Origin of the sequence: Nitrosomonas sp. Is35 (assembly GCF_033063295.1) — a bacterium.
GTDB lineage: Bacteria > Pseudomonadota > Gammaproteobacteria > Burkholderiales > Nitrosomonadaceae > Nitrosomonas.
This window is the reverse complement of sequence record NZ_JAWJZH010000001.1, coordinates 1,883,281-1,906,664: the sequence shown is the minus strand read 5'-3', so window position 1 is coordinate 1,906,664 and position 23,384 is coordinate 1,883,281. Positions and strand designations below refer to the sequence as shown.

The window sequence follows — 23,384 nt, the reverse complement described above, 5'->3', positions numbered from 1 at the left end:
CTGATCCTTTCATTTTTTCTCCCTTCTTACTAGCAGTATAATAAACATTTTGCATGAACCCCTTATGGTCAGCACAAGCAATAAACTCAAAAGCACCGCCAAGAATGAATCTCTCAGTGTATTAAGCCTCGCTGCACTAGGTGTTGTCTATGGCGACATCGGCACAAGTCCTTTGTATGTCATGAAGACTGTTTTTGATCCCGCTCATGGGCTTATTATCAGTGATAACAATATCATTGGTATTATCTCGCTCATTTTCTGGGCGATCATGATGGTAGTGACGGTTAAGTACATCACATTGATTTTGCGAGCAGACAATCATGGAGAAGGCGGCATCATGGCATTGCTGTCGCTTGCCAGCTCCTCAGTCCTTAATCGTCCTCAGTTACATCGTATTCTTTTTATAATCGGCGCATTTGGTGCAGCACTATTCTATGGGGATGGCGTAATTACTCCCGCTATATCCGTGTTGAGTGCGGTAGAGGGGTTAGAAGTGGCAACCCCGCTGCTTCAGCCCTATGTATTACCGATCACGCTCATTGTCTTGATTTCGCTTTTCCTGATCCAGCAACGTGGCACGGGTGGAATTGGTGCGATGTTCGGACCGATAACGCTGATATGGTTCATTACACTAGGGTTTTTCGGTTTGATAAATATTGCTACGGCACCAGAGATTTTGCAAGCTTTTAATCCGCTGTTTGCTGTTAGTTTTTGTCTGGACAACGGATTGCTTGCCTTTATTGCTTTTGGTGCCGTGGTGCTGGCAGTGACAGGCGGTGAGGCACTTTATGCTGATATGGGGCACTTTGGGATAAAACCAATTCGCCTGGCTTGGTATGGTTGCGTTCTTCCTGCGCTCATATTGAACTATTTAGGACAAGGTGCGCTGCTACTTGCCGATCCATCGGCCATTTCCAATCCGTTCTTTTTGCTGTTCCCATCGTGGGCGCTTTATCCAGCCGTTGCGCTGGCTACGGCAGCCACTGTCATTGCATCGCAAGCGGTGATTTCGGGTGTTTTCTCAGTAACCCGGCAAGCCATCCAACTGGGATTCTTGCCGCGCATGCAGATCAGGCACACCTCAGACCAAAAGATTGGCCAAATATATATTCCATTCGTCAATTGGATTCTGCTGGCAGCCGTGATCATGGCTGTAGTGGGATTCGGTTCATCGTCTAGTCTCGCATCGGCTTATGGCGTAGCGGTCACCGCCACAATGGTGATTGAAACCATATTGACTTTTTTTGTACTTCGTTTCGCTTGGAAGTATCCTTTGATACTTGGCATAGTAGCGACAGGATTTTTCTTGATCATTGATGCCACATTTTTTGCTGCAACGATATTAAAAATATTCCAAGGCGGGTGGTTTCCCTTAGTCATTGGCGCAATCATCTTTTTTGTAATGATTACTTGGAATCGCGGACGTGAAATTTTACTGGAGCGTTTGCGTTCAGATGATATCCCTCTTGAGCCATTCTTGGAGTCATTGCTAGCACACCCACCGGTACGTGTTTCCGGAACATCTATTTTTCTAACATCTAATGTGAATGGTGTGCCGCATGCGTTATTGCATAATCTCGCGCATAACCAAGTCTTACATGAATGTGTAGTGTTCTTGACCGTAGATTACCTGGAAACTCCCAGAGTTCTGGAAGAGGAGCGGGTATCTATAAAACCGTTAATAGGAAATTGTTATCAAATTACTGTTAAATATGGCTTTAAGGACGAACCAGACTTGCCAGCTGCGTTGGAAATATGTAAACAACATGGACTCGAGTTTGAGCCACTGAAAACATCTTATTTTCTGAGTCGTGAAATTGTCGTGCCAAGTCCTGGTGGTGGCATGACGCAGTGGCAGGAGCGGATATTTGCTACGATGGCTAGAAATGCCAGCAATGCGGCCGAGTACTTTAAATTACCGGCTAATCGTGTCCTTGAATTGGGTACAAGGATTGAAATCTAATCCGACAAAACGCATTGAATTTATTGCTAGCTCCATCGTCACTGGCAGGTCTCAGCCAGTAAGCGCAGAGTTTTTACTTCCAGAGCGGCATACCACAATCGGTATTTCTCCTTGATGCGGTTCCAGCGCTTGCCATACTCGCACCAGTAATCTCTGCGAGGAGGTAACCATTCATGCGGTGCTTGATCGCCTTTGGATTGATTGGCTGAATCATCAACCACCAGCAGATTCTCGAAATCATTGGCGAATGTTCGCCGTTGATCACGCGTCCATTTGTCAGCACCGTGCCGATGCGCATGAGCTAGGGGTACAATGTGATCAATATCGACATCCGAAGCTTTGGTAAATGCCTTGCCCGTGTACACACCAAACCATTCACCGGATACTACGGTGCAGTGCCGAGCATCCTTAAATCGCACTGGGATTTGACTAAACGCAATCAGCATTTCTTGCCGTGTGTTCTGACAATCCCCGTCGGCATCAATCCAATGCGGCCAATCTTTGCGATTGTAGGGGCTGATCTGAGCGGGAACAGCGATTAATTCTTGTTGAGTTGGCGCAACCCGCTTTTCTACAGCACAGCCGGAAATTGTCGCCAGGATTGCAACTAGTAGGGATAGAACGATATTTTTCAACAGATATACAATTTTGTTTCTATTGGAGGGGTAGCTGCAATTGATTTAGGTGGGGTAATCGACAAAACAACAGCGGGTAATACAATCAGTGTAATTTCCCGCTGTTGTATTATAAATCAGCTACTTGGTTGTTTCATTGAACTCCGCGATACATTCTTTCGCGGCTTCAATATTCTCCGTTTCTCTTGGAAAAACAAAACAATGATAGCGACCGATTTTATTGCCGTTCGAAGAGATTTGTCTAGTGCTATTCAATTCTGAATCGGGTAACAAATATCCCTTTAATTGGTAACGTTTAAGTAATTCCTTATAGAGAGATTTTGGTACCAGTAATTTCACAGCCTCCGGTTTGGGGGTGTCCTAGATTTTGTGTAAACGGTGGTTAATAATGCCGAGGCATTCTTTCGTTAAATTGAATAGTAAACCTGTTTAGTGCCGGTTTCCAATCTCTTAGTGGCATAGACCATTTTTTGGCGATATTGCTGAGAGCCAAATAGAACAATTTGATCACAGCTTCATCGTTGGGAAACGATCCACGGTTTTTGCTGACTTTGCGTAGGCTCATATTGACTGACTCAATCGCATTGGTGGTGTAAATAATGCGCCGTATCTCAGGCGGGTAGTCGAAGAATGGAATGATGCGTTGCCAGTTATTGCGCCAAGATCGGGCGATCGGTGGATAAGCATAGTTCCATTTATCTTCAAAGTCGGCTAACGCGTGTTCAGCCTCATCAATCGTGGCGGCGCTGTAGACCAAACGTAAATCAGCAGCTACTTCCTTGCGTTTATTCCAGCCGACGTAGTTGAGACTATTACGAACCATGTGCACGATACAGAGTTGTACAATGGCATGTGGATAGATGGTTTCAATCGCTTCGGGAAAGCCCTTTAAGCCATCGACACAGGCGATAAAGATATCTTGCACGCCACGATTTTTGAGTTCAGTGACAACGCTGAGCCAGAACTTGGCACCCTCGGTCTGAGCAATCCATAAGCCCAGTATTTCTTTATGGCCCTCCATGTTAATGCCGATCGCCAGGTAAATCGCTTTGGTACGAACGCTACCAGCGTCACGAACTTTGGCATGGATACAATCGAGATAGATCACAGGATACACCGCATCGAGAGGCCGGGATTGCCACTGCTTCACTTCATCCATTACGCCATCAGTGACCGTAGAAATGAGCGTAGGCGATACTTCTGTGCCATACATTTCAGTGAGGTGCTGTTGGATTTCACGCACTGTCATGCCACGGGCATACAGCGAGAGGATCTTGTCATCAAAGCCCGCCCAGCGGGTCTGATGCTTGGAAATGATCAGAGACTCGAAGCTGCCCTCACGGTCACGGGGGATCTCGATGGGTAACTCACCGAATTCACCTTTCAGGGTCTTACGGCTTTTACCATTTCTGGTATTGCCAGTGGCATTGACTACCGTTTCGTGCTTATCGTGACCAAGATGATCGGCCATTTCTGCTTGCAAGGCACGTTCAACCAACGCTTTGGTGAGTTGCTTGAGAAGACCATGCTCACCGATTAAATCTTCTGGCTTTTTGTAATCGGCCAGCAGGCTATCAATTAAGCCGGCTGGCAGGGGTTTGGGTGTGGTCATTTTTGCTCCAAAAATATATAAACAGTTTCCTGCAATATGACCATTTACACAAAATTATTTACACCTCCTTTTTCTGGTTTGGGATAAAATATCTTACCTTTGAGAATTTTTATATAATCTTGATCTCGTAGTGCCTTAGCCTGTTTTACGTAGGATTCTGCAGTGGTCCCTTTTCTTACATTACAAGTGATGGCCACATATCCGTCGGTGATTTCATTTTCAGAAATCCCCGCCGAGAGTGCATCAAGGATCCGTAAATAAATTCCATAATTCTTTTTATTTATTGTAAATTTGGCATTACATTTTTTTTCAAATTCATCAAAATGATCCTTAATTGCTTTAAGCTGGATATCGCGATCCAGTTCAACAGATAAGCGGACCATAAACTCACTAGGTAAATTTCTGCCATTAAAAGATCTTGTGGTGAAAGTTGGTGTCGCATCTATGTAAAAAGTTGGGGGAATATCGACCTTTGGATCAAAATTCTTTGATTGACTATCAATACCATACCAATCACACATATCGGTAGAGTCATCCTGATTCAGGTGTGGAACATAATTTGGAAATTGGCCTGTTCTGGCGTATTCAAAATAATCATATTGGTACTCGAGATTCCTGCGCAGAAATTCCCATGCACAAACATCATTGGGAGTTTCTGTTGTTATTATGCTCATGTAGTTGTCAGGATTCTTCCAATCAAGGGAATACCAGGCTATTTTCTGCATTTAAATTATCTGTAGTTATGGATGATTTATTTCACGTCAATAAATCTGAGGTGCTTTATGATACTAATTCGGCGACTTTAAATCAGCCCTGGATAAGAGGAAAAGGACAGTGGGGTGTAATTTGGCTTTACTGGATCAGAGGGATTTATTCTGTCTTGCTGGCTAGCGATAATTTATTTTATCGCTACCGAGTATGGAAAGTATTCTTGCCTTGCCCTGTTTATGCATAAGCACTATGAAATGAATTGTTGCACCAACCCTTCAAGGGTCATATTTTGTGCAATTGCGTTATGCGGAATCAGAACATAGCGCCAAGGCTTGCCGCCATTGGCTATGGCGTAGTCAGACGCATTCTTGCACCACTTGATAGCAGCTTCCATCTTGGCTTTAACGACCGGATCGGTCATTTGATTGCTAGCCTTGGGTTCGAGCATAAAAATCGCATTATTTGTCTCAGCGACAAAATCCGGCTGATATTCTGGATGATCGGCCCCTTGTTGGTAGAAAATCTGAAATTGTCCCTTTGCCGGTTTAAACCACTTGATTGCATCACGGTCAAGAATGTTTGCCAATACGCGTTCTGCTTCAGAGTCAAATTTCTGCACCGGGTACAGGCAATGCTTGAAGCCGCCAAACACATACTTCGACATATTGCTCCTGTCTGCGGGTGATACCCGATAATCGGCTGGCGGTTCATTAATCGCATGAGTGTAGGCGCTAGATTTGAATTCTGTGTACCCTTTACTTACAACTACTTCGTAATCTACTGCTTCTTCCCAACTATGATCTTGCATTTGTGCATGGATAAATCGGGCAATGTCACGCTGATAGCAACGCAAAACCTTACGCGCTTCATCCTCGGATAGATAGCTGCAGAAATGCTCAACGGTCTGCGCAGCCAAGTCATACAATAGGTCTGCTTGATCATCATAAGAAACATCATCGAAATACATCAGGCCGCTGACGACATAATCCTCGATTCGTTTCTCTTCAATACCACCAGCGCCCAATGTTATTTCATCTCGCTGACTGGTACGCAGGTACTGTATCCATAGCTCATCGGACACCGCTGGATATTTCAATGTATCCAGTTTTAGAGTGAACGGTCTAAAACCAGCTTTCACTTCTCCTTTAGGCACAACTAGGATGCGTGGAATATCAATAGTCTTCTGGTTTACTAATTCCACCGTTTTAGCCACAACGGCTGCAAAATCCGGCAGTTCTGCCACTCCTTCCAGTTCCAGTTGTACGGGTCGATGTTGTTCTTGTACAGCCTTAACGATAGCAGCCTGAACTTCCGGATTTTTCAAATGCGCCAACGTGGGCACAGACTTGGGTTGATTCTCCATCTTGCGGATGACTTCATAAGCAATCTGCGCTGCCTTTTGTTCTTCCGGTTTGGTAAAAAGAGGCTGCACATCTTGCCCCGCAATTTGTGTGTTGGCAGTTGTATCTGCTGGCTTTATTCCCAATTGGGTCGCAACTTCAGATTGAGAAACAATCGTTGCTGTTTTTTGATCGAGTTCATCATTATTCAGTACCACTGCTTTCAGATGAATGGCGGAATCAGGTCGATTCGCTTCGTTGATTATTTCCTGAAACTTATCATGGGCCACAATATTGAGCCGATCAACTGCCGTTACGCCCGTGCGCTTACCATAAGGCAACCGTAATCCACGACCGATGGATTGTTCAATCAGGGTACGTGCATTGGCAGCACGCAGCGGCACGATAGTATAGAGATTGGTTACGTCCCAGCCTTCTTTCAGCATATTAACGTGAATAACGATCTCAGTCGGCTCTTCAGTGTGTTCCACCTTCAATAACCGCTCGATCATTTCTTCTTCATCTGCACCGGTTCGGCTCGAATCAACTTGAATGACCTTGTCTTTGTAGCGTCCTTCGAAGAAACCCTCGGATTGGATCAACGCCAACAACTGCCCAGCATGGGTGGTATCTCGTGCAATCACTAGCAGGAATGGCTTAACAATAGGATTGCTGGTTTCTCTGGCGTAAGTTTCCAACTCGACTTTTACGCTCTCGTGCAGGCGCATCCCATCTTCCAATTTCATGCGTTCAATTTCTTCTGGCGACATGCCTGCCGGATTGAAATTCTTGCGCGTCACCACGGCAGGCTCTTTCACAAAACCATCTTCCATCGCCTTTCCCAATGGATAATCCAGAATAACGTTTTTAAACGGCACCGCACCTCCGGTTCCTTCTACAAAAGGGGTAGCTGTCAACTCCAAACCAAGAATCGGTTTCAGCTCATTGATTGCCCTGATGCCCGCACTGGCACGATAGCGATGCGATTCATCCATCAAAAGCACCAGGTCGGGTAGTCCGGCCAGATAGTCAAAATAGCTTTCGCCGATATATTCAGATAATCGCTTGATGCGCGGAGCTCGGCCACCACGCACCTCAGAATTGATTTTGGAAATATTGAAAATATTGATACGCACGCCACCAAAGAGTGTGCCACTGGCCGGATCATGCTGATTATAGTTGTCGCCCGTGATGATGGCAGGTGTATCAATGGCAAATTCCGAGATACCCTTGAAGACATACTTTGGATGGGTGCGGTCACTGAAATCGGTGATCAGTTTATTGTAAATCGTCAAATTCGGTGCCAGTACAAAGAAATTATTGATACCGCGCGCCAAATGCAGATAACTGATAAATGCGCCCATTAATCGGGTTTTGCCCACACCTGTAGCCAGTGCAAAGCACAGTGACGGAAACTCGCGTTCGAAATCTGTGACGGATGGAAATTCACTGCGAATAATTTCCAGTGTTGCCAGAAGATCTCTATCTTTTTTGGGCGGAGTAATCTCAGTGATTCGATCCAGAATTTCTAGCGAACGGCGCTGCGGTGCACGCAAACTGAGACGTCCGGCAATAGCGTTGACATGACGATTCATCGCGGCTTTGGCTCTCCGCTTGGCTTTATATGCACACATTTACCATTCCGCAGAACGACAAGCTCAGTGTTCGTACTGGCCGCTAATTGTCTCGCCCGCTGAGCAGCACGGCGGATTGCAACCAAAGAACCCGCCAAATCAGGATCTTTTGCCAGCTCTATACTTTTTTGGTTCATGCCTTTTCTCCCCAATTAATCAGTACCGGCTCATCGCCTGCATTGTCATACAACGCCCAAGCATCCACTTCATCACGATAAATCTGTTCAAAATTTCGCAGCCCCGCAGCAAAACGCCTGCGGATGACCTCGCTCGGCACGTCATGACCGCCTTGGCGCACACGTTCCGCCACACGATCAATGGCCATTTGTGAATTCGGCAACGACAAGAAAAACAGCGTGACATGATAACCGGCCTTGCGCCAACGGCGAATCCGGTGCGCATAAGTCAACCCAGAAAGCATAGTCTCAAACGCAAAACTTTCACTGCGCTCTTCAAGCTCTTTAATACTTTCCAGCATAATACGGGCTGCTTTCATCGCAGCTACATCCGGTGCAAACGGCGACAAACCCGCCGCGATCAAATCTGCGTTCACGAATTTTGGACAACCGGCTTCATTGGGCAGAAATTCCCGGGCGAAAGTCGTTTTACCGGCACCATTGGGACCAGCAATGATGATAATTTTCTTCACGGCAAAGACCAACATGAAAAAATGGGATGTCTGAAGTTTTCACCCACTTGCGGCACAATTTTTGCATAAACTGGCGCATGTGATTTATAGGTTACCGCAGAATGATCTAATTTCCTCACAATGATCATTCCATTTCCTCATCAAATAACCCGCCTTGGACCGAATTTGCAGCACTATGCCCCTTGGCTGTTGTCATCTCTATTTCTACTGGAGGAGGGGCTTGGGGGAGATTTTCGACTCGCAGCGAATAGTCATCATGCCCCCATTCACAGCGTGACAACACCTGCTTAGGGATTTTCTTCACGGTAAGATTCGGATAATCACCTCGGCCACGGAAAGCAGTGCACAATACTAATAAACTTCGCTCCAATCCCACTTCATCGGAAAGCTGCTGTAATTGCTCGTGATTTAGATTTGCTGTGGTGACGTAGATAAAATCTCGTTCGGTGGAATGCCCGTGCATCCAGTAATGCACTTCAGAAGGCGCATAGGTGAATCCTTCCAGCTTGCATAAGGCTTGCGCCAGCATCTCGGCGTTGTATTCCTTGTTGATGACCCACTGTCCATAAGCATCTTGCTGCAACAAGCTAGGTGCGAGTTTGTAATAGCGGAAACCGCCACCGCCTTGCCAGCTTACTGCCTTGCTAATGCCACCTTGGTCTTCACCGTCGATGACTTTTTGCAAGCGTGGGATGATGTGGGTGTGGCAATGCTCGCCCAGCTCCACCATGATCCAGCGGCGACCCATCTTGTGGGCAACTGCACCGGTGGTGCCGGAACCAGCGAAGGAGTCGAGGACAAAGTCGCCGGGCTTTGTTGCCAGTTCTAAAATGCGCTGAATAAGTTTTTCAGGCTTGGGAGTTGAAAATATCTCCTCCGAATTAAATTTTGCGACTTCACGCTTAGCATCTTGGTTGTCTCCAACATCCGTGCGCAGCCAAACTGTCATGCAGACGATTCCTTCCTGAACTTCTGATAAGAATCTTTTGATTCGCGGAACATTGTTACCTGCTTCACCGAACCAAATTCGATTATCCGCTCGAAGCTCCTCAAATCGCTTTGGAGATGCGCCCCAGCAACGACCCTTGGTAGGCATCAGTTTCCGACCTGATGGCGTAGTGATTTCAAAAATATTTTCGCTGACCCCCGTCTTTGCAAACTGCGCCCCTCTCTGCCCTCCAGTAAGACTAATTGTGAAGTCCCCAGATGTCCAAGACCCACGGGGGTCATTGTCGGGGTTCGAGTATCTTGAGTCCGCATCATCGGTTCTTGGCAACAGGTTAGGACGCCAAGATTCTTTATTTTTTGCATATACCAGTATGTGGTCGTGACTGTCAGATAACCAAACGCTATTTGCCTGTGGCGAAAACTTTTTTTGCCAAACAACATTGGATACAAAATTCGCCCGCCCAAACACTTCATCGCACAACACTTTCAGGTAGTGCGCCTCGTTGTCATCAATCGTAATCCACAACGAACCATCCTCCGACAGCAAACGCCGGATAATCTCCAGCCGGTCGCGCATTAGCGAAAGCCAGATCGAATGCTCCACTCCGTCGTCATATTGAGTAAATGCACTACCGGTGTTGTACGGTGGATCAATAAACACACACTTTACCTTGCCCGAGAACTCCGCCTCCAAAGCCTTCAATGCCAGCAGGTTGTCGCCGAAGATCAGCCGGTTGTCGAAGATATCGCCATTCGTCACCCGATGCTTCGCGTGATAATTCCTCAAAGGGTCTTCCAGCAAAATGCGCGGCTCAAGCTTGGGCCGGTTCTCCTTGCCGATCCAGGTGAGCTCAAGTTTTTGCTTACGCATCGTATTTTTCCAGACAATGCATGCCAATTAAGTGCACGGCAGGCCAACTAGGCTCTTGCATACCGATAAGTTCCCTTAATCTGTTGCGCTAGGTATTGTCCCTTTGATGGTGCGGTGCGCATCCCCTCGAAAACATGTTGTGGCACATCAAAGTAATCATATATGCCGCCATTCTTGAACTCGACCTTCAGGACATAGTTTGTATCGTCATAGGCAAAGCGAGCAATGTTTGAAGATTCTGGTGTTTCAATCCAATTCATTTTTCACTCCTTATTTATCATCAGATTCTTGCAAAGTTTCCACCGTTGGCGACTTATGCTCATAGTGGGGAGTTTGCATCCGCCACTGTCTGACCATGGCAGCATAGTCAGATGGATCACGACGCTGTCCCCAGCCACCTGGCCCTTGAAATCCTTCATTCAGATTGCCACGCTCCACAACACGGGGATCAACACTGTCAGGGCAACGATCAAGTGGGGGCGGTGTAATCAGGGTTCGCACGGGAAGGCTCACTGCTTCTCCAACGATAATTGCCTCGCCAGTCCGAAGAATTGGCAGCATCTCGAAAATGCCTTTTAAGTTGTCAGAGGCGGCTCCTGTTATATGCCCCCTATCAGTATCATTTGTGAGACGCATAGCAAAAAGTGTTCCGCATTGTGAAAGTATGGTCGAATCAATCTCTGATGGCCGCTGGCTGACGATCATCATACCGACACCATATTTACGGCCTTCCTTGGCTATTCGCCGCACGGCGGTTGCCGCCGCTCCGGTATGCTCTTTAGAAAGATAGGCATGTGCCTCTTCCAACACCAATAGTAAAGGGCGTTCCCGTCCACCTTCGGGCAAATTTCTTGCCCAAAAGATTGCGTCATAGAGAACACGCAATAATGCACCAACCAAGTCGTTGAGGATGGCAGATGGTATGCCAGAAAGATCCAGAATCGCTATGGGGTTCGGTCCGCCAATCCATTCTTCCAACAAGCTATCCAAATCTTTTTTTGTTTTGCCGTTGATGTCAGGCAACCAATCGCCTGGGTTGAACAAAAAATTCAATCTTGCGTCTCTTAATCTTGCGGCCAAGCCTGCTAATTGCTGCCGCAGATTAAGTGGTTTGGGTGACTGGCTCCAGTTGATATGTTGATCTCTAGGCCCTGATGTTTTAACAGTTCGGTATGCTGGCGGCAATACGGCCATCGCATCTCCGAGTTGAACAGGCTGTCCATTGGCATCTAAAACATATGCTGGTTCAAGTTCGTCTTGTGCGCCACCAGGTTTTGCAATTACAGTTTGGTGTTCCCTCCGATGTAGATCAAACCATAGTTTGTGAATGCAAAATGGTACTGGTGAATCAACTGTTACACGGGAGATTCGCATCCCTTCTCTCGGAAGGGAGGTCAAACTCTCTATTTTTAACTGAATGATTAACTCCGCAACAGCGGCTGCTTGCTCATCACCTAGATTTCCAAAAGCAAATCTTTTCAGTTCATCAAAACTAAGTGCCCAAAAGGGTATTTGAAGAGCTTTTTCACCTTTTGCCGTATCAGCGTCGACTCTAAAAACAGTGGCTTTATCTGATAATGCTTTGGCATATTCGCCATGAATATCTACCACCAAAATCCTCGCTGATGGGTAATGCGTTATATCGGATAGTGCATTAAGCAACCCCGCCACCGTAGTGGACTTACCCGATCCTGTTGTTCCGACAACGGCAGAATGACGTGTGACAAGTTTATTGATATTGATAAGGGATGGAATTGACTCGGCGCTTGCGAGATGTCCTACCGACACGAAGTCCTGAGGATCCCCCGAACCATAGATTGCTTTAAGGTCGGCTTCAGTAACAATATGGACGCGGTCATCAATAGTAGGATGCTGAGAAATTCCACGTTCAAACCGTCCACCTCTCTGGCCTTCACCGACCATCTGTACCTTAACCCAACGGTTGCCGTAGGCTTTAAGTTCTTGTTCGCTTTCGGGTGCGGCGCCTGCCCCTACTTGGGAAACAACACCATATAAATCAACAAATCCTAGAGGGATACGCACAAAGCTACCGACTTGCCCGACACGGTAACCCTCGCCATGCACAAACCCAAGCCCGGTAACCGTCTCGTCGCTCAACTCAACCGTGATTGTTGCGCCGTGAACGTCTTGAACAGTTCCTATGAATGTTGGATCACGCTGCATTTGTTCCCGCCTGCTCGTCACTCGAGCGCGTTAATTGTTGCGCCAAGAAATTACCAAAGCTCTTGAAATCACCAAGCGTAAATTCGCAGTTATTTGAGGCTGGGTCATAATTTTCCGCGAACTCCTTTTTCATTACGCTTATTTCATGTAAAGCATGCCCCGTTTGTTCATCAGGCCGCCAGTCTCGCTCAACAGTTCCAAGGACAGCACCATCAGCAGCAAGAAGACTCAGGTTTGGATGCTTACGCGCCTTGTGCAAAGCATCTGCGTATGATGAACGTTTGCCAAAAAGCAATCCGAAACAAATGGCCGTCGGGTTGCTTCGCAAACCATGGAGAATGACCTCATTCAAGTGTTGATCGGCAAAAGAATACCCACATGTCACCAGCACCGCCTGCCCACGAGCAAGAAATTCACGCAACCGGTCAAGCATTGCCAAGTACGGCATACGCCGACTTTGGTCATACTTCAGGTGCGATGGATAAATCATTTGCCTGGCACCTTCGGAGTAGTTTTCGCGGCGAACAACCTCATCATTCATTGTGCGCCACCAGTTTACAGAGCCATGCACTTTCCAGACACGCGCCCAGCGCGAAGGAAGAGATTCACTTTCCATTGAAGTCAGGTCGAAAAACGCTTGCTTCGATCCGACAAATCCATCAAAGAAAGGAATTTTGTGTGACTCCAGTGCCTGCTCAACAAGCAAGTCGTAGTTGGGGGTAAATACCTCAATCGGATGCGCTCGATGAATCCCACCAATCCATGTTGCAAGTTGATGATATGGAGTACCCGAATCAGGTAGATCCACTCCGACTACTTCTGTGGTGATTTTGCATATTTCTGCATCAAGTGCAGCCAGTGCGTTTTTATCGAGACCATCAATGCTGCCATCCCGCACAACATCATGAAGCGCACGAATATGGCTCAGAATATCTTCAATCGTGGGAATGGCTGGTGCTCCTCCCTTAAATCGCTCCAGCAACGTGTTATAGCTATCCTTTTTTTCAGACACGCTCAGTTTTTCGCCAACCATTTCCGTGAGCCCCCGAATGTCTGGGATCAATGGTTTTGATACTTCTCCATCTGAGATTTGAATTGAAAATGGGCAGCCTGCTCCCAAGAGGAATGCGATCCGCATCTTATCTGGCGCTAGTGCTTGTTGGAGAAGAGTTGATTGTCTGTACGGGCAGTGTGATGAGGTATTCATAGTTTCTCCAACCCTATTGTTGTGCCGCTTACCGTCCCCAATTGTGTCAAATCCAAGCCTTCTATTTCTTGTAGTGATTTCCCCGCAATCCCCTGCAAGTCGCCATACATGCCCACCGTCGCCCCCATCACGCGCTCAATCTGCTCTTCGCGCTTGGCCCACTGTTTCATAATCGCCTTGCGCTCCTTGTCCAAGTCTTCCTGCATGGTGGAAAATGCTTCAACAATGGCTTCCACACGTTGACGGAAACGCGGGCCGGTGAGGTACTGGTAAACCATCTCAGTTTTAGTTTGCTGGCCTTCGGATGACTGGCGTGCCAGAGCAACTTCCAGCAATGATTGGCGTAATATCATAGCTACCGGCAGGGCAGCGCGCGGATGTGTGACCCAGACACCTTCAACCAATTCGAAGGTTTCAACGCCTTTCGGTAATATCTGACTCACGATCACAGCGATTTCTGCCTTTGCAGTTCGCTGATCATCGCGCAGTTTTACCAGCCACGTGTCGCTCCAGTTCTTGGTGCGTTTGAATTCCCACAAAATGGTGCCCCCAGTTTGGCCACCTGTGCCGACAACTCGGTGCAGCACATCTCCGCCGTATTCTCCCTTGGGCACTGGTTCAATCGTATCGAAAGGAAATTTGCTACGCAGAAGATTTTCCAGTTCAAGTTCTTGTACCTCACCTTGTAGTTGCTGAGAACCTTGTTCAGCCCTACGCTTAAGATCTTCGATCTGCTTCTGCATCGCGGCAATGGTTTGTTCCTTTTCCATCACTTTCAGTTTCTGCTCGTCTTTAGCTTCTTTCTTGGCGAGGGTGCGCACTTCGATCAATCCATCCTGTACTCGCTTTTCTACGGTCAGTTCCAGTTCGCGCTTGGCATCATCGAGTTCACGCTGTTTCTTGATGAGTTCGGCTTGTGCTTTCTGCGCTTCCGCCAATTTTTCGTCGCGGGATTTTAGCACTTCTTGTAATTCGGTCAGTTCACGCGCTTTGTTTTCCAGCTCGACAGCACTAGCCAGTTTAGCTTTCTTGGATTCTTCTGCAATCACGCGAGCACGCTCTGCTTTCAACTGCTCTGCCACTTGATCGGCTACTTGATCTTCAAGCCTACGCTTGTCTTCTGCCAGTTGCTTTTCTTTTTCACGCATGGCTTGTTCGCGTTGGATGATTTCGCTGTCTTTTTGCGCCAGTCGTTGCTCAAACTGCCTACGCGTGGACTCAATCAGCGGAGCCGCCAATGATTCGGTGAGCTTAATCTCTGTTTTGCAGTTAGGGCAGGTGATCGTTGGCTCTGTCATAACAATATTTCTCCTGTTTATAGCTATGGCTATGAAATAGTCCAGTGTATTAAAAATAATTGATCAGATCGTATACTTTGGTTCAGTTTCCCTTCTATCACCGAAATCAATTCTTCACGCTGCTTGTCTACCTGGTCCTGTGCATCAAAGAGTGAGCGTCGCTTTAGGTTGCGATGCGCCTCTAACGATTTGACCAGTTTTTGTCCGGAGAGCTTTTCTTCCAGCGTCAGTGCAGTTACAGCAGTACGGCGCGCTTCCTTGATTTGGCGATCAATTTCTTTAATTTCTCTTTCCAAGCCAACTTTCAAATCATCAGCCCAGCCATCCAATTTGTCGGCCTCAGCCTCGAAGAAACGGGCATTGCGTTCTGAAATATTGCGCTGTATTTCCAATTGGCGCTTTTGGTTTTGTGTTTCCAGAGAGGTGATTTCCAAGACAGGCTGAACTTGGTTAACCACATTCCCAGGAAGTGTCAGTAGTCGTGCAGAAATTTCCTCATCCAATATTTGGCCATCATCGGTTTCCGCTGCAAAAATAAGATGATCTTCCGCTTGGTCGAGTGATTCAACGCTAAAAAGCGAGAGAGTTAACCAGCCAGATTTGCCAATGAATTCTTCTAGTAATGTAACTTTGCCATCGTACTGCTGATAATCAAAATGAATTTCTGCTGGAGGCAGGTTACGCATTTTTGCCTGGGCAATGAGTGTTTCAGCGAGCGGATGGTTTAGGCGATAAAGGTGCGCTTCACCGGATCGTCGTGGCAGTTCATATAATCCAACTGGGATTGTTGCAGCCTGCTCCGGGAAAGGCTGTTTCTCCAGGCAAAACGAGGAATCATTTAGGAATTTAGCGCGGCCGTTGAGTTCATATTGGGTAAGCTGCATCAGCAAACGTTCGTAATGATTAAGGTAAGCTTTTGATGCTTCGTCTCGCACTTTGAGTTTTTCACGCACTTCGTCATCAAAATTATCTAATAATTGTTGGCGCGTGCGTGTCATGGATTCATTGATTTCTAGGCTCAATTCGAGCTGGAGCTGATCAAAAGCGGTTTGAATTTCTTCCTGCATGCGGCAGTGTTGGTAGATAGCCGCTATGCGTTTCTCAAAATCAACGCCCGATTCAATAGCTCCCAATACTTCATCGCTAGCACCAAAGACACCTTCAAATAGCTTGAATTTTTCTGCCAGTAATTCGAAAACGCGCTTGTCCGCAGCGTTCTTGCGGTTAAGAAAGTTTACAACCACTACGTCGTGCTTCTGCCCATAACGATGGCAACGCCCGATGCGTTGTTCGATGCGCTGCGGATTCCATGGCAAATCATAATTAACGACCAGTGAGCAGAATTGAAGGTTGATACCTTCGGCACCGGCTTCCGTTGCGATCATGATGCGTCCCTCTTCACGAAAATAATCGACCAGCGCCGAGCGCATATCTGCGGTGCGTGACCCTGTTACTCGGTCGGTGCCTTTGTGACGTTCAAGCCATTGATTGTAGATAACTTTGGATTGATCATCGGTATTAGTGCCATTGAAAAGTACAATTCCTTCAGCAAATGGACTGTTTGCCAGCAAGCGCAATAAATAGTTTTGTGTGCGGCGTGATTCGGTGAAGATGATTGCTTTCTCTGCTGCACCAAGTTCTTTTGCCTTGGCAAATGCAATACCCAGCGCTTTTAGCAGCGCCTTACCCTTGGCATTATGGTCGATTGAAATCGCAAGCGCGGCGAAAGCATCAAGCTCGGCAATTTCCTGTCCGAGAGCCTTGCGATCATCCTCGGTGAGCAATTCGGCCGATTCGTCATCCGTCCATTCCTCGGCGGTTTCATCGAGTGCTTCGTAGTCCTGATCCAGTTCATCTTCAAGCGATTCTGTGGTTTCTTGTTTGCGCAGCTTGCGCTTGAGTCGAGTTGAAATCGAAGTCAGCGCGCCCGCAATGGCAAAGGTGGATGAGGCCAGCAACTTGCGTAACACCAGTGTCATCAGGGAACGCTGGCTTGATGGCAGTGCTTGTAGATTGTCACGTTGCAGATATTTTGAAACAAGGTGGTAAAGACGATCTTCGCTTTCTTCCGGAGTAAATTCCTCTACCAACGGCAGGCGCTTGGTGTATGGGATATAGGCAGTGACCTGGCGACGCAGGGTTCGATGACAAACCGGCTTGAGCCGAGCCTTGAGGGTTTGAAATACTTGTTCCTGATTCAAATTGGCAAATTGCTCGCGGAAACTTTTTAAATCACCGAAAGTATGTTCATCAATAAAACTCACCAATCCATAGAGTTCCAACAGCGAATTTTGTAGTGGTGTTGCTGTAAGCAGTAGCTTATGTTTTCCCGCCAATGCCATCTTCAATGTATTTGCTATGACATTGGATGGCTTATAAACATTGCGCAGTCTATGCGCTTCATCAATAACAACCAGATCCCAGGGTATTGCATGAACATCTGCGGCCTTACTTTTTGCAAACTGGTATGAGCAAATTATGATTTCAGGTGATTCAAATGGACGAAACTGGCCTTGTTTGATTGCAGCATTATAGGATTTTGCTTCGAGGATATAGCAGGGGAGAAAGAATTTCTCGTTCAACTCCTGGTACCATTGTTTACGCAGGTTTGAAGGCGTAATGATCAAAATACGCCGTTTACGCTCAGCCCATTTTTGAGACAGCACTAATCCAGCTTCAATAGTCTTGCCTAATCCAACTTCATCAGCCAGTAGCGCGCCTTTGGAAAGTGGCGAGTTAAAAGCAAACAAGGCTGCATCAACTTGATGTGGATTGATGTCCACTTGAGCACTGGCTACTGCACCTGCTAATTTTTCAGCGCTATCTGTTGGAAAACGACGTGTTAGTTCGTGCGCAAAGTATTTTGCTTGGAAAGCTGTAATCATTAGCCGAAGTCCATCACCAAGTATTCCAATTCATATCGACCAGAATGATTTAAAAAGAATTTCCGCTATTTTAAATATATAGAAATGTACTGTACATATTCAGAATAATCCAATTGCGGGAGTTTATATCAGACTATATCTTTGAGCCTGACCTTTATGCAGGTTTTCTTGCTCTTTACTGTTTAATCTTGATCTTATTGGGTTGGTACATTTGACATCACTATGGTCGTGTGTTTGAATAATGTATCGCATTTCAATGTGGAGTATCGGAACATGTCCAATCGTGGCGGAAAAAGAGAAAACGCAGGCAGGCCGCGTGGTCAGGGTAAATTCGGCGAGCCGACAGTGACCATGCGCATACCGGAGAGTCAGACGGCAACCATCAAAGATTTCCTGGAAGCCTTGCAGCGCAAGAGAGCCAATGCAGCTGGGGATAATGCAGTTTCGGAAATCGAAGTCGATGAATTTCTCGTCCCCGAGATCAGCGATCACCCCACCTTGTTACCGCTTTTTGCGACCAAAGTGGCGGCAGGCTTTCCCAGCCCGGCGGATGATCATGTCGAGAAGCGCCTCGATGTCAGCGAATTCCTGATCGATCATGCGGCGTCGACGTTCTTTGTCACGATCAAGGGTGATTCGATGATCGATGTAGGTTTGTTACCGGGTGATAAAGTGGTAGTGGATCGTTCCAAAACGCCTAATATCGGTGACATTGTGCTGGCAGTGGTGGATCGGGAATTCACCATCAAAATCCTGGATCATGGGGCAAACAAAATGCCGAGACTGTTGCCAGCCAACTCCACTGGCGCTTACAAGCCGATTTACATTCGTCCCGATACCCAGTTCGAGATTTTTGGTGTCGTAATTGGATCATTCCGCCGGTTCAAATGACGACATTATTGCCATGCTACGTGTTACTCGATCTGGAAACGACGGGAGCTATCCCAACTCAGGATCGCATTACTGAAATCGGTTTGATCCGTTATGAAAATGGAATTGAAGTAGGCCGCTGGAATACCCTCATCAATCCGGAAGTCAGCATTTCGCCTTTCATACAGCGATTGACGGGTATCACCCAGGACATGGTGAATCATGCACCGGCTTTCCAGGAAATCAGCAATACGCTGCTGGAATGGCTGGATGATGCCGTATTGTGCGCTCACAACGTACGCTTCGATTACGGTTTCCTCAAAAACGAATTCAAGCGCATCGGCGTTACTTTTCAAAAGAAACTGCTGTGTACGGTCAAACTCTCCAGAAAACTCTATCCGCAGCATCATTCACATAGCCTCAATGCCATAATCGAAAGGTTTCAATTGATCTGTAACCAGCGCCACCGCGCTATGGGCGATACCGAAATGATGGCGGCATTCATTGATGTCGCAATCCGTGAATTCGGCGAATCAACCCTACAGGAAACCGTCAAAACACTGCTGAAGCAGCAGGCGACCCCAACGGGACTTGATCATCTGGATATCCATGCCATCCCGGAAACCTGCGGTGTTTATTTATTCCATGGCGATACCGCATTGCTGTACGTCGGCAAAAGCGTTTCATTGCGCTCCCGGGTATTCAACCACTTCCAGGGCGATCATCGTTCCGCCAAGGAAATGCGCATTGCACAGGAAATTAAGCGCGTCGAATACCGCATCACCAGCGGAGAATTGGGCGCACTGCTACTGGAATCGCGCCTGATTAAGGAATACCAACCCATCCATAACCGGCAGCTCAGACGTGAGCGGCAACTCTGTGCCTGGCAAGTATCGAATAACCCCAATGCCAAACCGTTGGTTACTTTGATCAATGAAAGCGACATCGACTGGCGTAACGCAAACAATGTCTATGGCACTTTCAGAACGAAGCGACAGGCTGTGGAGGTTTTAAACAAGCTGGCTGATGAATACGGGCTGTGCGATAAGGCATTGGGACTGGAGAAAGGCTCCGGTGTGTGTTTTGCGCACCAGTTAAAACACTGCAAAGGCTTGTGTACAGGTCAGGAATCCGCCGAATCACACTGGCTGCGCCTGCTCGCGGCTTTGAGCCATTACAAACTACTGGCATGGCCGTATGCTGGCCGTATTGGAATCAGGGAGCACAACCCGGACTATGACATCACGGAAATACATGTTTTTGACCAGTGGTGCCATCTGGGGAGCGTCAAGGATCATCGGGAATTGGAGGAATTATCGGCGCGCCCGTGTTTTGACCGGGATACCTACCGCTATCTGCTTAAATTCCTGAACCGCAAAGATGTCGAAGTAGTCGCACTGCATGGAAATGCCCAACCATCCTATGCCTAATCGCGCCATCGCGTTAATTGATGTAAATAATTTGGGTCTTAGGAAGTTAAAGCGGGTTTAAACGTAATAATTTGAGAATCTGATGATAGAGATTATCACGGCGATGATTAAAACGAAATTCGGTTTCTTTCAAATGCAAATAAAAGGTATGTTCAGGAACACCATTGAACTTTGCCAAACGCCTTTTTGCAAAGCTCCAGAAAGATTCAATGCCGTTGATATGCCGCTCGCCACTGGCGAATTCATTGTTGCCATGACAAACCCTGAAGTGCTTATCAAAACCAATATCGACCAGCCCGTCATATCCGCGCCAGCCATCAGAATGGATGATGGTATCGGGTGCTACATGCCCACGGATAATAGCTTGTAACGTGGCTTTGGAGCAATCAGGAACAATCTCCGTATATACCTTCCCTTGGCGTTTCAGAACGCCAAAGACAATGGTTTTACCATAAGCGCCTCGACCTTTTTTGCCTCTGACACGCTGCGCGCCAAAATAAGATTCATCAACTTCCACAGCACCTTGAAGCGGCGATTCAAGTTCGCAGCAGTAGGCAATTTTTTGCCGCACTTTGAGGTAAATCGTATTGACGGATCGGATAGAAATACCGGTCAATTGCGCGGTACTTGTAGCGGTAAAATCCAAAACAAAATAGCGAATAAGTTGTCTGAATTTAGCTTCTCCAATCCGAGAACGGAAATAGTATCTATTTTTAACATTCATCTCAGTAAGTTAACACACTTCCGTAAGTGCTTAACTTCCTAAGACCCATAATTTTTATGTCAGTTGTGAGCGGGTGTTCAATCCCAAGCTGGAAGGCAGGCCGGTTGTGGTGCTCTCCAACAATGACGGCTGCGCGGTCGCCAGAAGCAATGAAGTCAAGGCGCTGGGCGTCAAAATGGGGCAACCGTGGTTTCAGCTGAAAGAATTAGCCAGAAAACACGGCATCATCGCCTATTCATCCAACTATGCGCTCTATGCGGATATGAGTAATCGCGTCATGAGCATTTTAGGCATGTTCAGTCCCGAACAGGAAATCTACTCGATTGATGAATGCTTTTTGGATCTCAGCGGGTTTAAAAGACACAGCCATACCGGTTATGGGCAGAAAATCCGGAAGCGCATCAAACAATGGACGGGATTGCCAGTTTGTGTGGGTATAGGTCCAACCAAGACGCTGGCCAAGCTGGCTAACCATATCGCTAAAAAGAACCCAGAATTTAACGGTGTGTGCGATCTCAATAGTTTGTCACTCGAACAGCAAACGGATTGGTTTCAACGCATCGAGGTCGGTGAAATCTGGGGTATCGGCAGGCGGCTAGCACCTAAACTGCATGAAATCGGCATCAAAACCGTGCTGGATCTCAGAACTGCATCGCCATCGCAGCTACTTGCCCGTTTCTCGGTTGTGATGGAAAAGATCATTCGTGAAATTAACGGCACTACCTGTATCGAGCTGGAAGAAATCAATCCGCCGAAAAAACAGATCGTCAGTTCCCGCTCGTTCGGTATTCCTGTATCCGATTTGGCAAGTTTGGAAGAATCAGTATCCCTCTACATCAGCCGCGCCGCAGAGAAACTGCGCAGGCAACAATCGTATGCCGGGGCAGTGCATGTCAGCATCCGCACCAGCCCGTTCAATGAAAAAGAACCGCATTATGCCAACGGCATGACGATTGCGCTACCAAGACAAACGGACGATACAAGATTGCTGACCAAGGTAGCTTTATGGGGATTACGCAGAATTTATCGCCGTGGCTATAAATATCAAAAAGCGGGGGTGATGCTATCTGAACTGGTACCTAGACAATACCGGCAACTGGATCTCTTTGGCTCAATATCAATAGCCGATACCCAATCCAGTAAATTGATGAGTGTCATGGATCAGATCAATGCCCGCATGGGGCGAGGCACGCTAAAACTGGCATCCGAGGGATTCAAACAACCCTGGAAGATGAAGCAGGGGAATAAAAGTCCCAATTACACGACGTGCTGGGATGAATTGATCTGTGTCTTGAAATGAGCGGTGATTTTTACTTCAATTAGCAGCAATTCTTACCGTTCATAATTGCTTCTTTCTGAATTAATTCGCTATGAACGATAGAGCAATACATATTGCCTGCGCACTTGCCATCATCGGGGGTGCTGTCTTATGGCAAGTAACGGCAACGATAAGCGGTAAAAACGAAGCCTGGGATGATCCATCTTACTGGTCTGTGACTTATCCACTTTCGATTTTGTTCGTGGGCTGGCTCGGTTACCAGTTTCCTGAAAAACCATGGCGCTGGGGATTCTCTGTCATGTTCGGACAAGCCGGGATGATGATGCTATCGAATTCCAGTTTTGGTTTATTACCGCTAGGATTGATTCTGTTTGGCCTGCTTGCATTACCTGCTGCTGCGTTTGGACAGATAGCTGCCAAAATCCGTTTGCACATTCAGAAAATATGAATGTTGGATTGCGCACCGATTCCCCGGAATCCGACCTTTCGCCAATCAGTAATTGGCGTCATTTAATCCTACGAACACTTCTGTTGTTTTTGCTATTGCTGTTAACGGGATGCTTCACAGATGCTGCAACACGAATAGCCTACGATATTGAGACTGCCGCCAAGCGCGTTGAGCATTCTGAAAACTCCAAATTTACCCTCGCACATCGCACACCGTCCAAGAAAGGGGAATGTGACAACAATTACAAAGCTCAGCTGGATAAGATAGGTGCATTGATCATTTGGTGCAAGGACGAAAAGAACAATCAAACTGTGTCCAGTCATAGCACCAGCTATCACAGCCGTTTCGTTGATACTCCAGATACCTACATTTTGGAAAAGAATGCGAGAGAAACCCTGTTTATTGAACTTGAAAGACGAAATGGCCGGGTTGTGATTGCCGATGTGAAGTAAGGATATTGATTATTACAGGTAAAGATAATTCATGTTTAACTCCAGAATCAGGTAGTCAAATCAAAATCTTTTTGATGGTATTATTGATGGTAATATACTTCAATATAGCTTGTAAACGGCGTGGATACTGGATATTTGGCGGAGAGAGAGGGATTCGAACCCTCGATAAGCTTTTTGAGCCTATACTCCCTTAGCAGGGGAGCGCCTTCGACCACTCGGCCATCTCTCCGTTAATGACTACACT

17 protein-coding genes, 1 tRNA gene and 1 pseudogene are annotated in these 23,384 nt (G+C 46.9%); 6 read left to right on the top strand and 13 right to left on the bottom strand.

Annotated features, from left to right (window positions below; all coding sequences use genetic code 11):
- The first annotated feature begins 64 nt into the window (after window positions 1–64).
- On the top strand, window positions 65–1,963 hold the full coding sequence (locus R2083_RS08960) for a potassium transporter Kup (protein ID WP_317538241.1): 1,899 nt from the start codon (window positions 65–67) through the stop codon (window positions 1,961–1,963).
- A 38-nt stretch (window positions 1,964–2,001) separates the two neighbouring features.
- Here the strand turns inward: R2083_RS08960 and R2083_RS08955 are convergent, their stop codons facing one another.
- The 11 genes from R2083_RS08955 to R2083_RS08905 all read right to left on the bottom strand — a co-directional run bounded on the left by R2083_RS08955 (window position 2,002) and on the right by R2083_RS08905 (window position 17,937).
- Complete coding sequence (locus R2083_RS08955; RefSeq protein ID WP_317538240.1) at window positions 2,002–2,598, bottom strand: HNH endonuclease family protein; 597 nt, start codon at window positions 2,596–2,598, stop codon at window positions 2,002–2,004.
- Between the two features lie 382 nt (window positions 2,599–2,980).
- Window positions 2,981–4,210, bottom strand: coding sequence for an IS256 family transposase (locus tag R2083_RS08950; RefSeq protein ID WP_317538239.1), 1,230 nt, complete (start codon window positions 4,208–4,210; stop codon window positions 2,981–2,983).
- Window positions 4,211–4,254: 44 nt separating this feature from the next.
- Window positions 4,255–4,935: a transcriptional regulator domain-containing protein gene (locus tag R2083_RS08945; protein ID WP_317538238.1), complete on the bottom strand. Its 681-nt coding sequence runs from the start codon at window positions 4,933–4,935 to the stop codon at window positions 4,255–4,257.
- 233 nt (window positions 4,936–5,168) lie between these two features.
- Window positions 5,169–7,856, bottom strand: coding sequence for a DEAD/DEAH box helicase (locus R2083_RS08940; protein WP_317538990.1), 2,688 nt, complete (start codon window positions 7,854–7,856; stop codon window positions 5,169–5,171).
- Window positions 7,857–8,028: 172 nt separating this feature from the next.
- The gene (locus R2083_RS08935; RefSeq protein ID WP_317538237.1) at window positions 8,029–8,544 is read right to left on the bottom strand and encodes a zeta toxin family protein; all 516 of its coding nucleotides are present in this window, start codon (window positions 8,542–8,544) and stop codon (window positions 8,029–8,031) included.
- Between the two features lie 124 nt (window positions 8,545–8,668).
- Window positions 8,669–10,363, bottom strand: coding sequence for a site-specific DNA-methyltransferase (locus tag R2083_RS08930; protein ID WP_317538236.1), 1,695 nt, complete (start codon window positions 10,361–10,363; stop codon window positions 8,669–8,671).
- 47 nt (window positions 10,364–10,410) lie between these two features.
- Window positions 10,411–10,623: a KTSC domain-containing protein gene (locus tag R2083_RS08925; protein ID WP_317538235.1), complete on the bottom strand. Its 213-nt coding sequence runs from the start codon at window positions 10,621–10,623 to the stop codon at window positions 10,411–10,413.
- A 10-nt stretch (window positions 10,624–10,633) separates the two neighbouring features.
- Complete coding sequence (locus R2083_RS08920; RefSeq protein ID WP_317538234.1) at window positions 10,634–12,547, bottom strand: ATP-binding protein; 1,914 nt, start codon at window positions 12,545–12,547, stop codon at window positions 10,634–10,636.
- Window positions 12,537–13,754, bottom strand: coding sequence for an SIR2 family protein (locus tag R2083_RS08915; RefSeq protein WP_317538233.1), 1,218 nt, complete (start codon window positions 13,752–13,754; stop codon window positions 12,537–12,539). The genes R2083_RS08920 and R2083_RS08915 overlap by 11 nt, the downstream gene beginning before the upstream one ends.
- Window positions 13,751–15,052 (bottom strand): DUF2130 domain-containing protein, encoded by a 1,302-nt coding sequence (locus R2083_RS08910; protein WP_317538232.1) that lies wholly within the window; start codon window positions 15,050–15,052, stop codon window positions 13,751–13,753. The genes R2083_RS08915 and R2083_RS08910 overlap by 4 nt, the downstream gene beginning before the upstream one ends.
- Before the next feature lie 29 nt (window positions 15,053–15,081).
- Window positions 15,082–17,937 (bottom strand): SNF2-related protein, encoded by a 2,856-nt coding sequence (locus tag R2083_RS08905; protein WP_317538231.1) that lies wholly within the window; start codon window positions 17,935–17,937, stop codon window positions 15,082–15,084.
- 273 nt (window positions 17,938–18,210) lie between these two features.
- Between R2083_RS08905 and R2083_RS08900 the strand changes: the two genes are divergently transcribed.
- Entirely contained in the window at window positions 18,211–18,828 is a 618-nt protein-coding gene (locus tag R2083_RS08900) for a translesion error-prone DNA polymerase V autoproteolytic subunit (RefSeq protein ID WP_317538230.1), read from the top strand.
- Entirely contained in the window at window positions 18,825–20,237 is a 1,413-nt protein-coding gene (locus tag R2083_RS08895; RefSeq protein ID WP_317538229.1) for an exonuclease domain-containing protein, read from the top strand. The genes R2083_RS08900 and R2083_RS08895 overlap by 4 nt, the downstream gene beginning before the upstream one ends.
- Before the next feature lie 46 nt (window positions 20,238–20,283).
- Here R2083_RS08895 and R2083_RS08890 read toward each other — a convergent pair whose 3' ends face one another.
- On the bottom strand, window positions 20,284–20,961 hold the full coding sequence (locus R2083_RS08890) for an IS1595 family transposase (protein WP_317537134.1): 678 nt from the start codon (window positions 20,959–20,961) through the stop codon (window positions 20,284–20,286).
- 46 nt (window positions 20,962–21,007) lie between these two features.
- Between R2083_RS08890 and R2083_RS08885 the strand changes: the two are divergent.
- The 3 genes and pseudogenes from R2083_RS08885 to R2083_RS08875 form a co-directional block, all read left to right on the top strand.
- A pseudogene (locus R2083_RS08885) lies at window positions 21,008–22,261 on the top strand (Y-family DNA polymerase); the annotation flags it as partial.
- 70 nt (window positions 22,262–22,331) lie between these two features.
- Window positions 22,332–22,688: a hypothetical protein gene (locus tag R2083_RS08880; protein ID WP_317538228.1), complete on the top strand. Its 357-nt coding sequence runs from the start codon at window positions 22,332–22,334 to the stop codon at window positions 22,686–22,688.
- Window positions 22,685–23,140, top strand: a complete 456-nt coding sequence (locus R2083_RS08875) for a hypothetical protein (protein WP_317538227.1) — start codon at window positions 22,685–22,687, stop codon at window positions 23,138–23,140. The genes R2083_RS08880 and R2083_RS08875 overlap by 4 nt, the downstream gene beginning before the upstream one ends.
- 136 nt (window positions 23,141–23,276) lie before the next feature.
- Here R2083_RS08875 and R2083_RS08870 read toward each other — a convergent pair.
- Window positions 23,277–23,369: transfer RNA gene (locus tag R2083_RS08870), tRNA-Ser, on the bottom strand.
- Window positions 23,370–23,384 lie beyond the last annotated feature (15 nt).

Coding starts and splice junctions, on each gene's coding strand:
- R2083_RS08900 (WP_317538230.1), top strand. CDS start 18,211: ATGTCCAATCGTGGCGGAAAAAGAGAAAACGCAGGCAGGCCGCGTGGT.
- R2083_RS08945 (WP_317538238.1), bottom strand. CDS start 4,935: ATGCAGAAAATAGCCTGGTATTCCCTTGATTGGAAGAATCCTGACAAC.
- R2083_RS08915 (WP_317538233.1), bottom strand. CDS start 13,754: ATGAATACCTCATCACACTGCCCGTACAGACAATCAACTCTTCTCCAA.
- R2083_RS08895 (WP_317538229.1), top strand. CDS start 18,825: ATGACGACATTATTGCCATGCTACGTGTTACTCGATCTGGAAACGACG.
- R2083_RS08890 (WP_317537134.1), bottom strand. CDS start 20,961: ATGAATGTTAAAAATAGATACTATTTCCGTTCTCGGATTGGAGAAGCT.
- R2083_RS08880 (WP_317538228.1), top strand. CDS start 22,332: ATGAACGATAGAGCAATACATATTGCCTGCGCACTTGCCATCATCGGG.
- R2083_RS08875 (WP_317538227.1), top strand. CDS start 22,685: ATGAATGTTGGATTGCGCACCGATTCCCCGGAATCCGACCTTTCGCCA.
- R2083_RS08925 (WP_317538235.1), bottom strand. CDS start 10,623: ATGAATTGGATTGAAACACCAGAATCTTCAAACATTGCTCGCTTTGCC.
- R2083_RS08920 (WP_317538234.1), bottom strand. CDS start 12,547: ATGCAGCGTGATCCAACATTCATAGGAACTGTTCAAGACGTTCACGGC.
- R2083_RS08950 (WP_317538239.1), bottom strand. CDS start 4,210: ATGACCACACCCAAACCCCTGCCAGCCGGCTTAATTGATAGCCTGCTG.
- R2083_RS08910 (WP_317538232.1), bottom strand. CDS start 15,052: ATGACAGAGCCAACGATCACCTGCCCTAACTGCAAAACAGAGATTAAG.
- R2083_RS08940 (WP_317538990.1), bottom strand. CDS start 7,856: ATGAATCGTCATGTCAACGCTATTGCCGGACGTCTCAGTTTGCGTGCA.
- R2083_RS08930 (WP_317538236.1), bottom strand. CDS start 10,363: ATGCGTAAGCAAAAACTTGAGCTCACCTGGATCGGCAAGGAGAACCGG.
- R2083_RS08960 (WP_317538241.1), top strand. CDS start 65: ATGGTCAGCACAAGCAATAAACTCAAAAGCACCGCCAAGAATGAATCT.
- R2083_RS08905 (WP_317538231.1), bottom strand. CDS start 17,937: ATGATTACAGCTTTCCAAGCAAAATACTTTGCGCACGAACTAACACGT.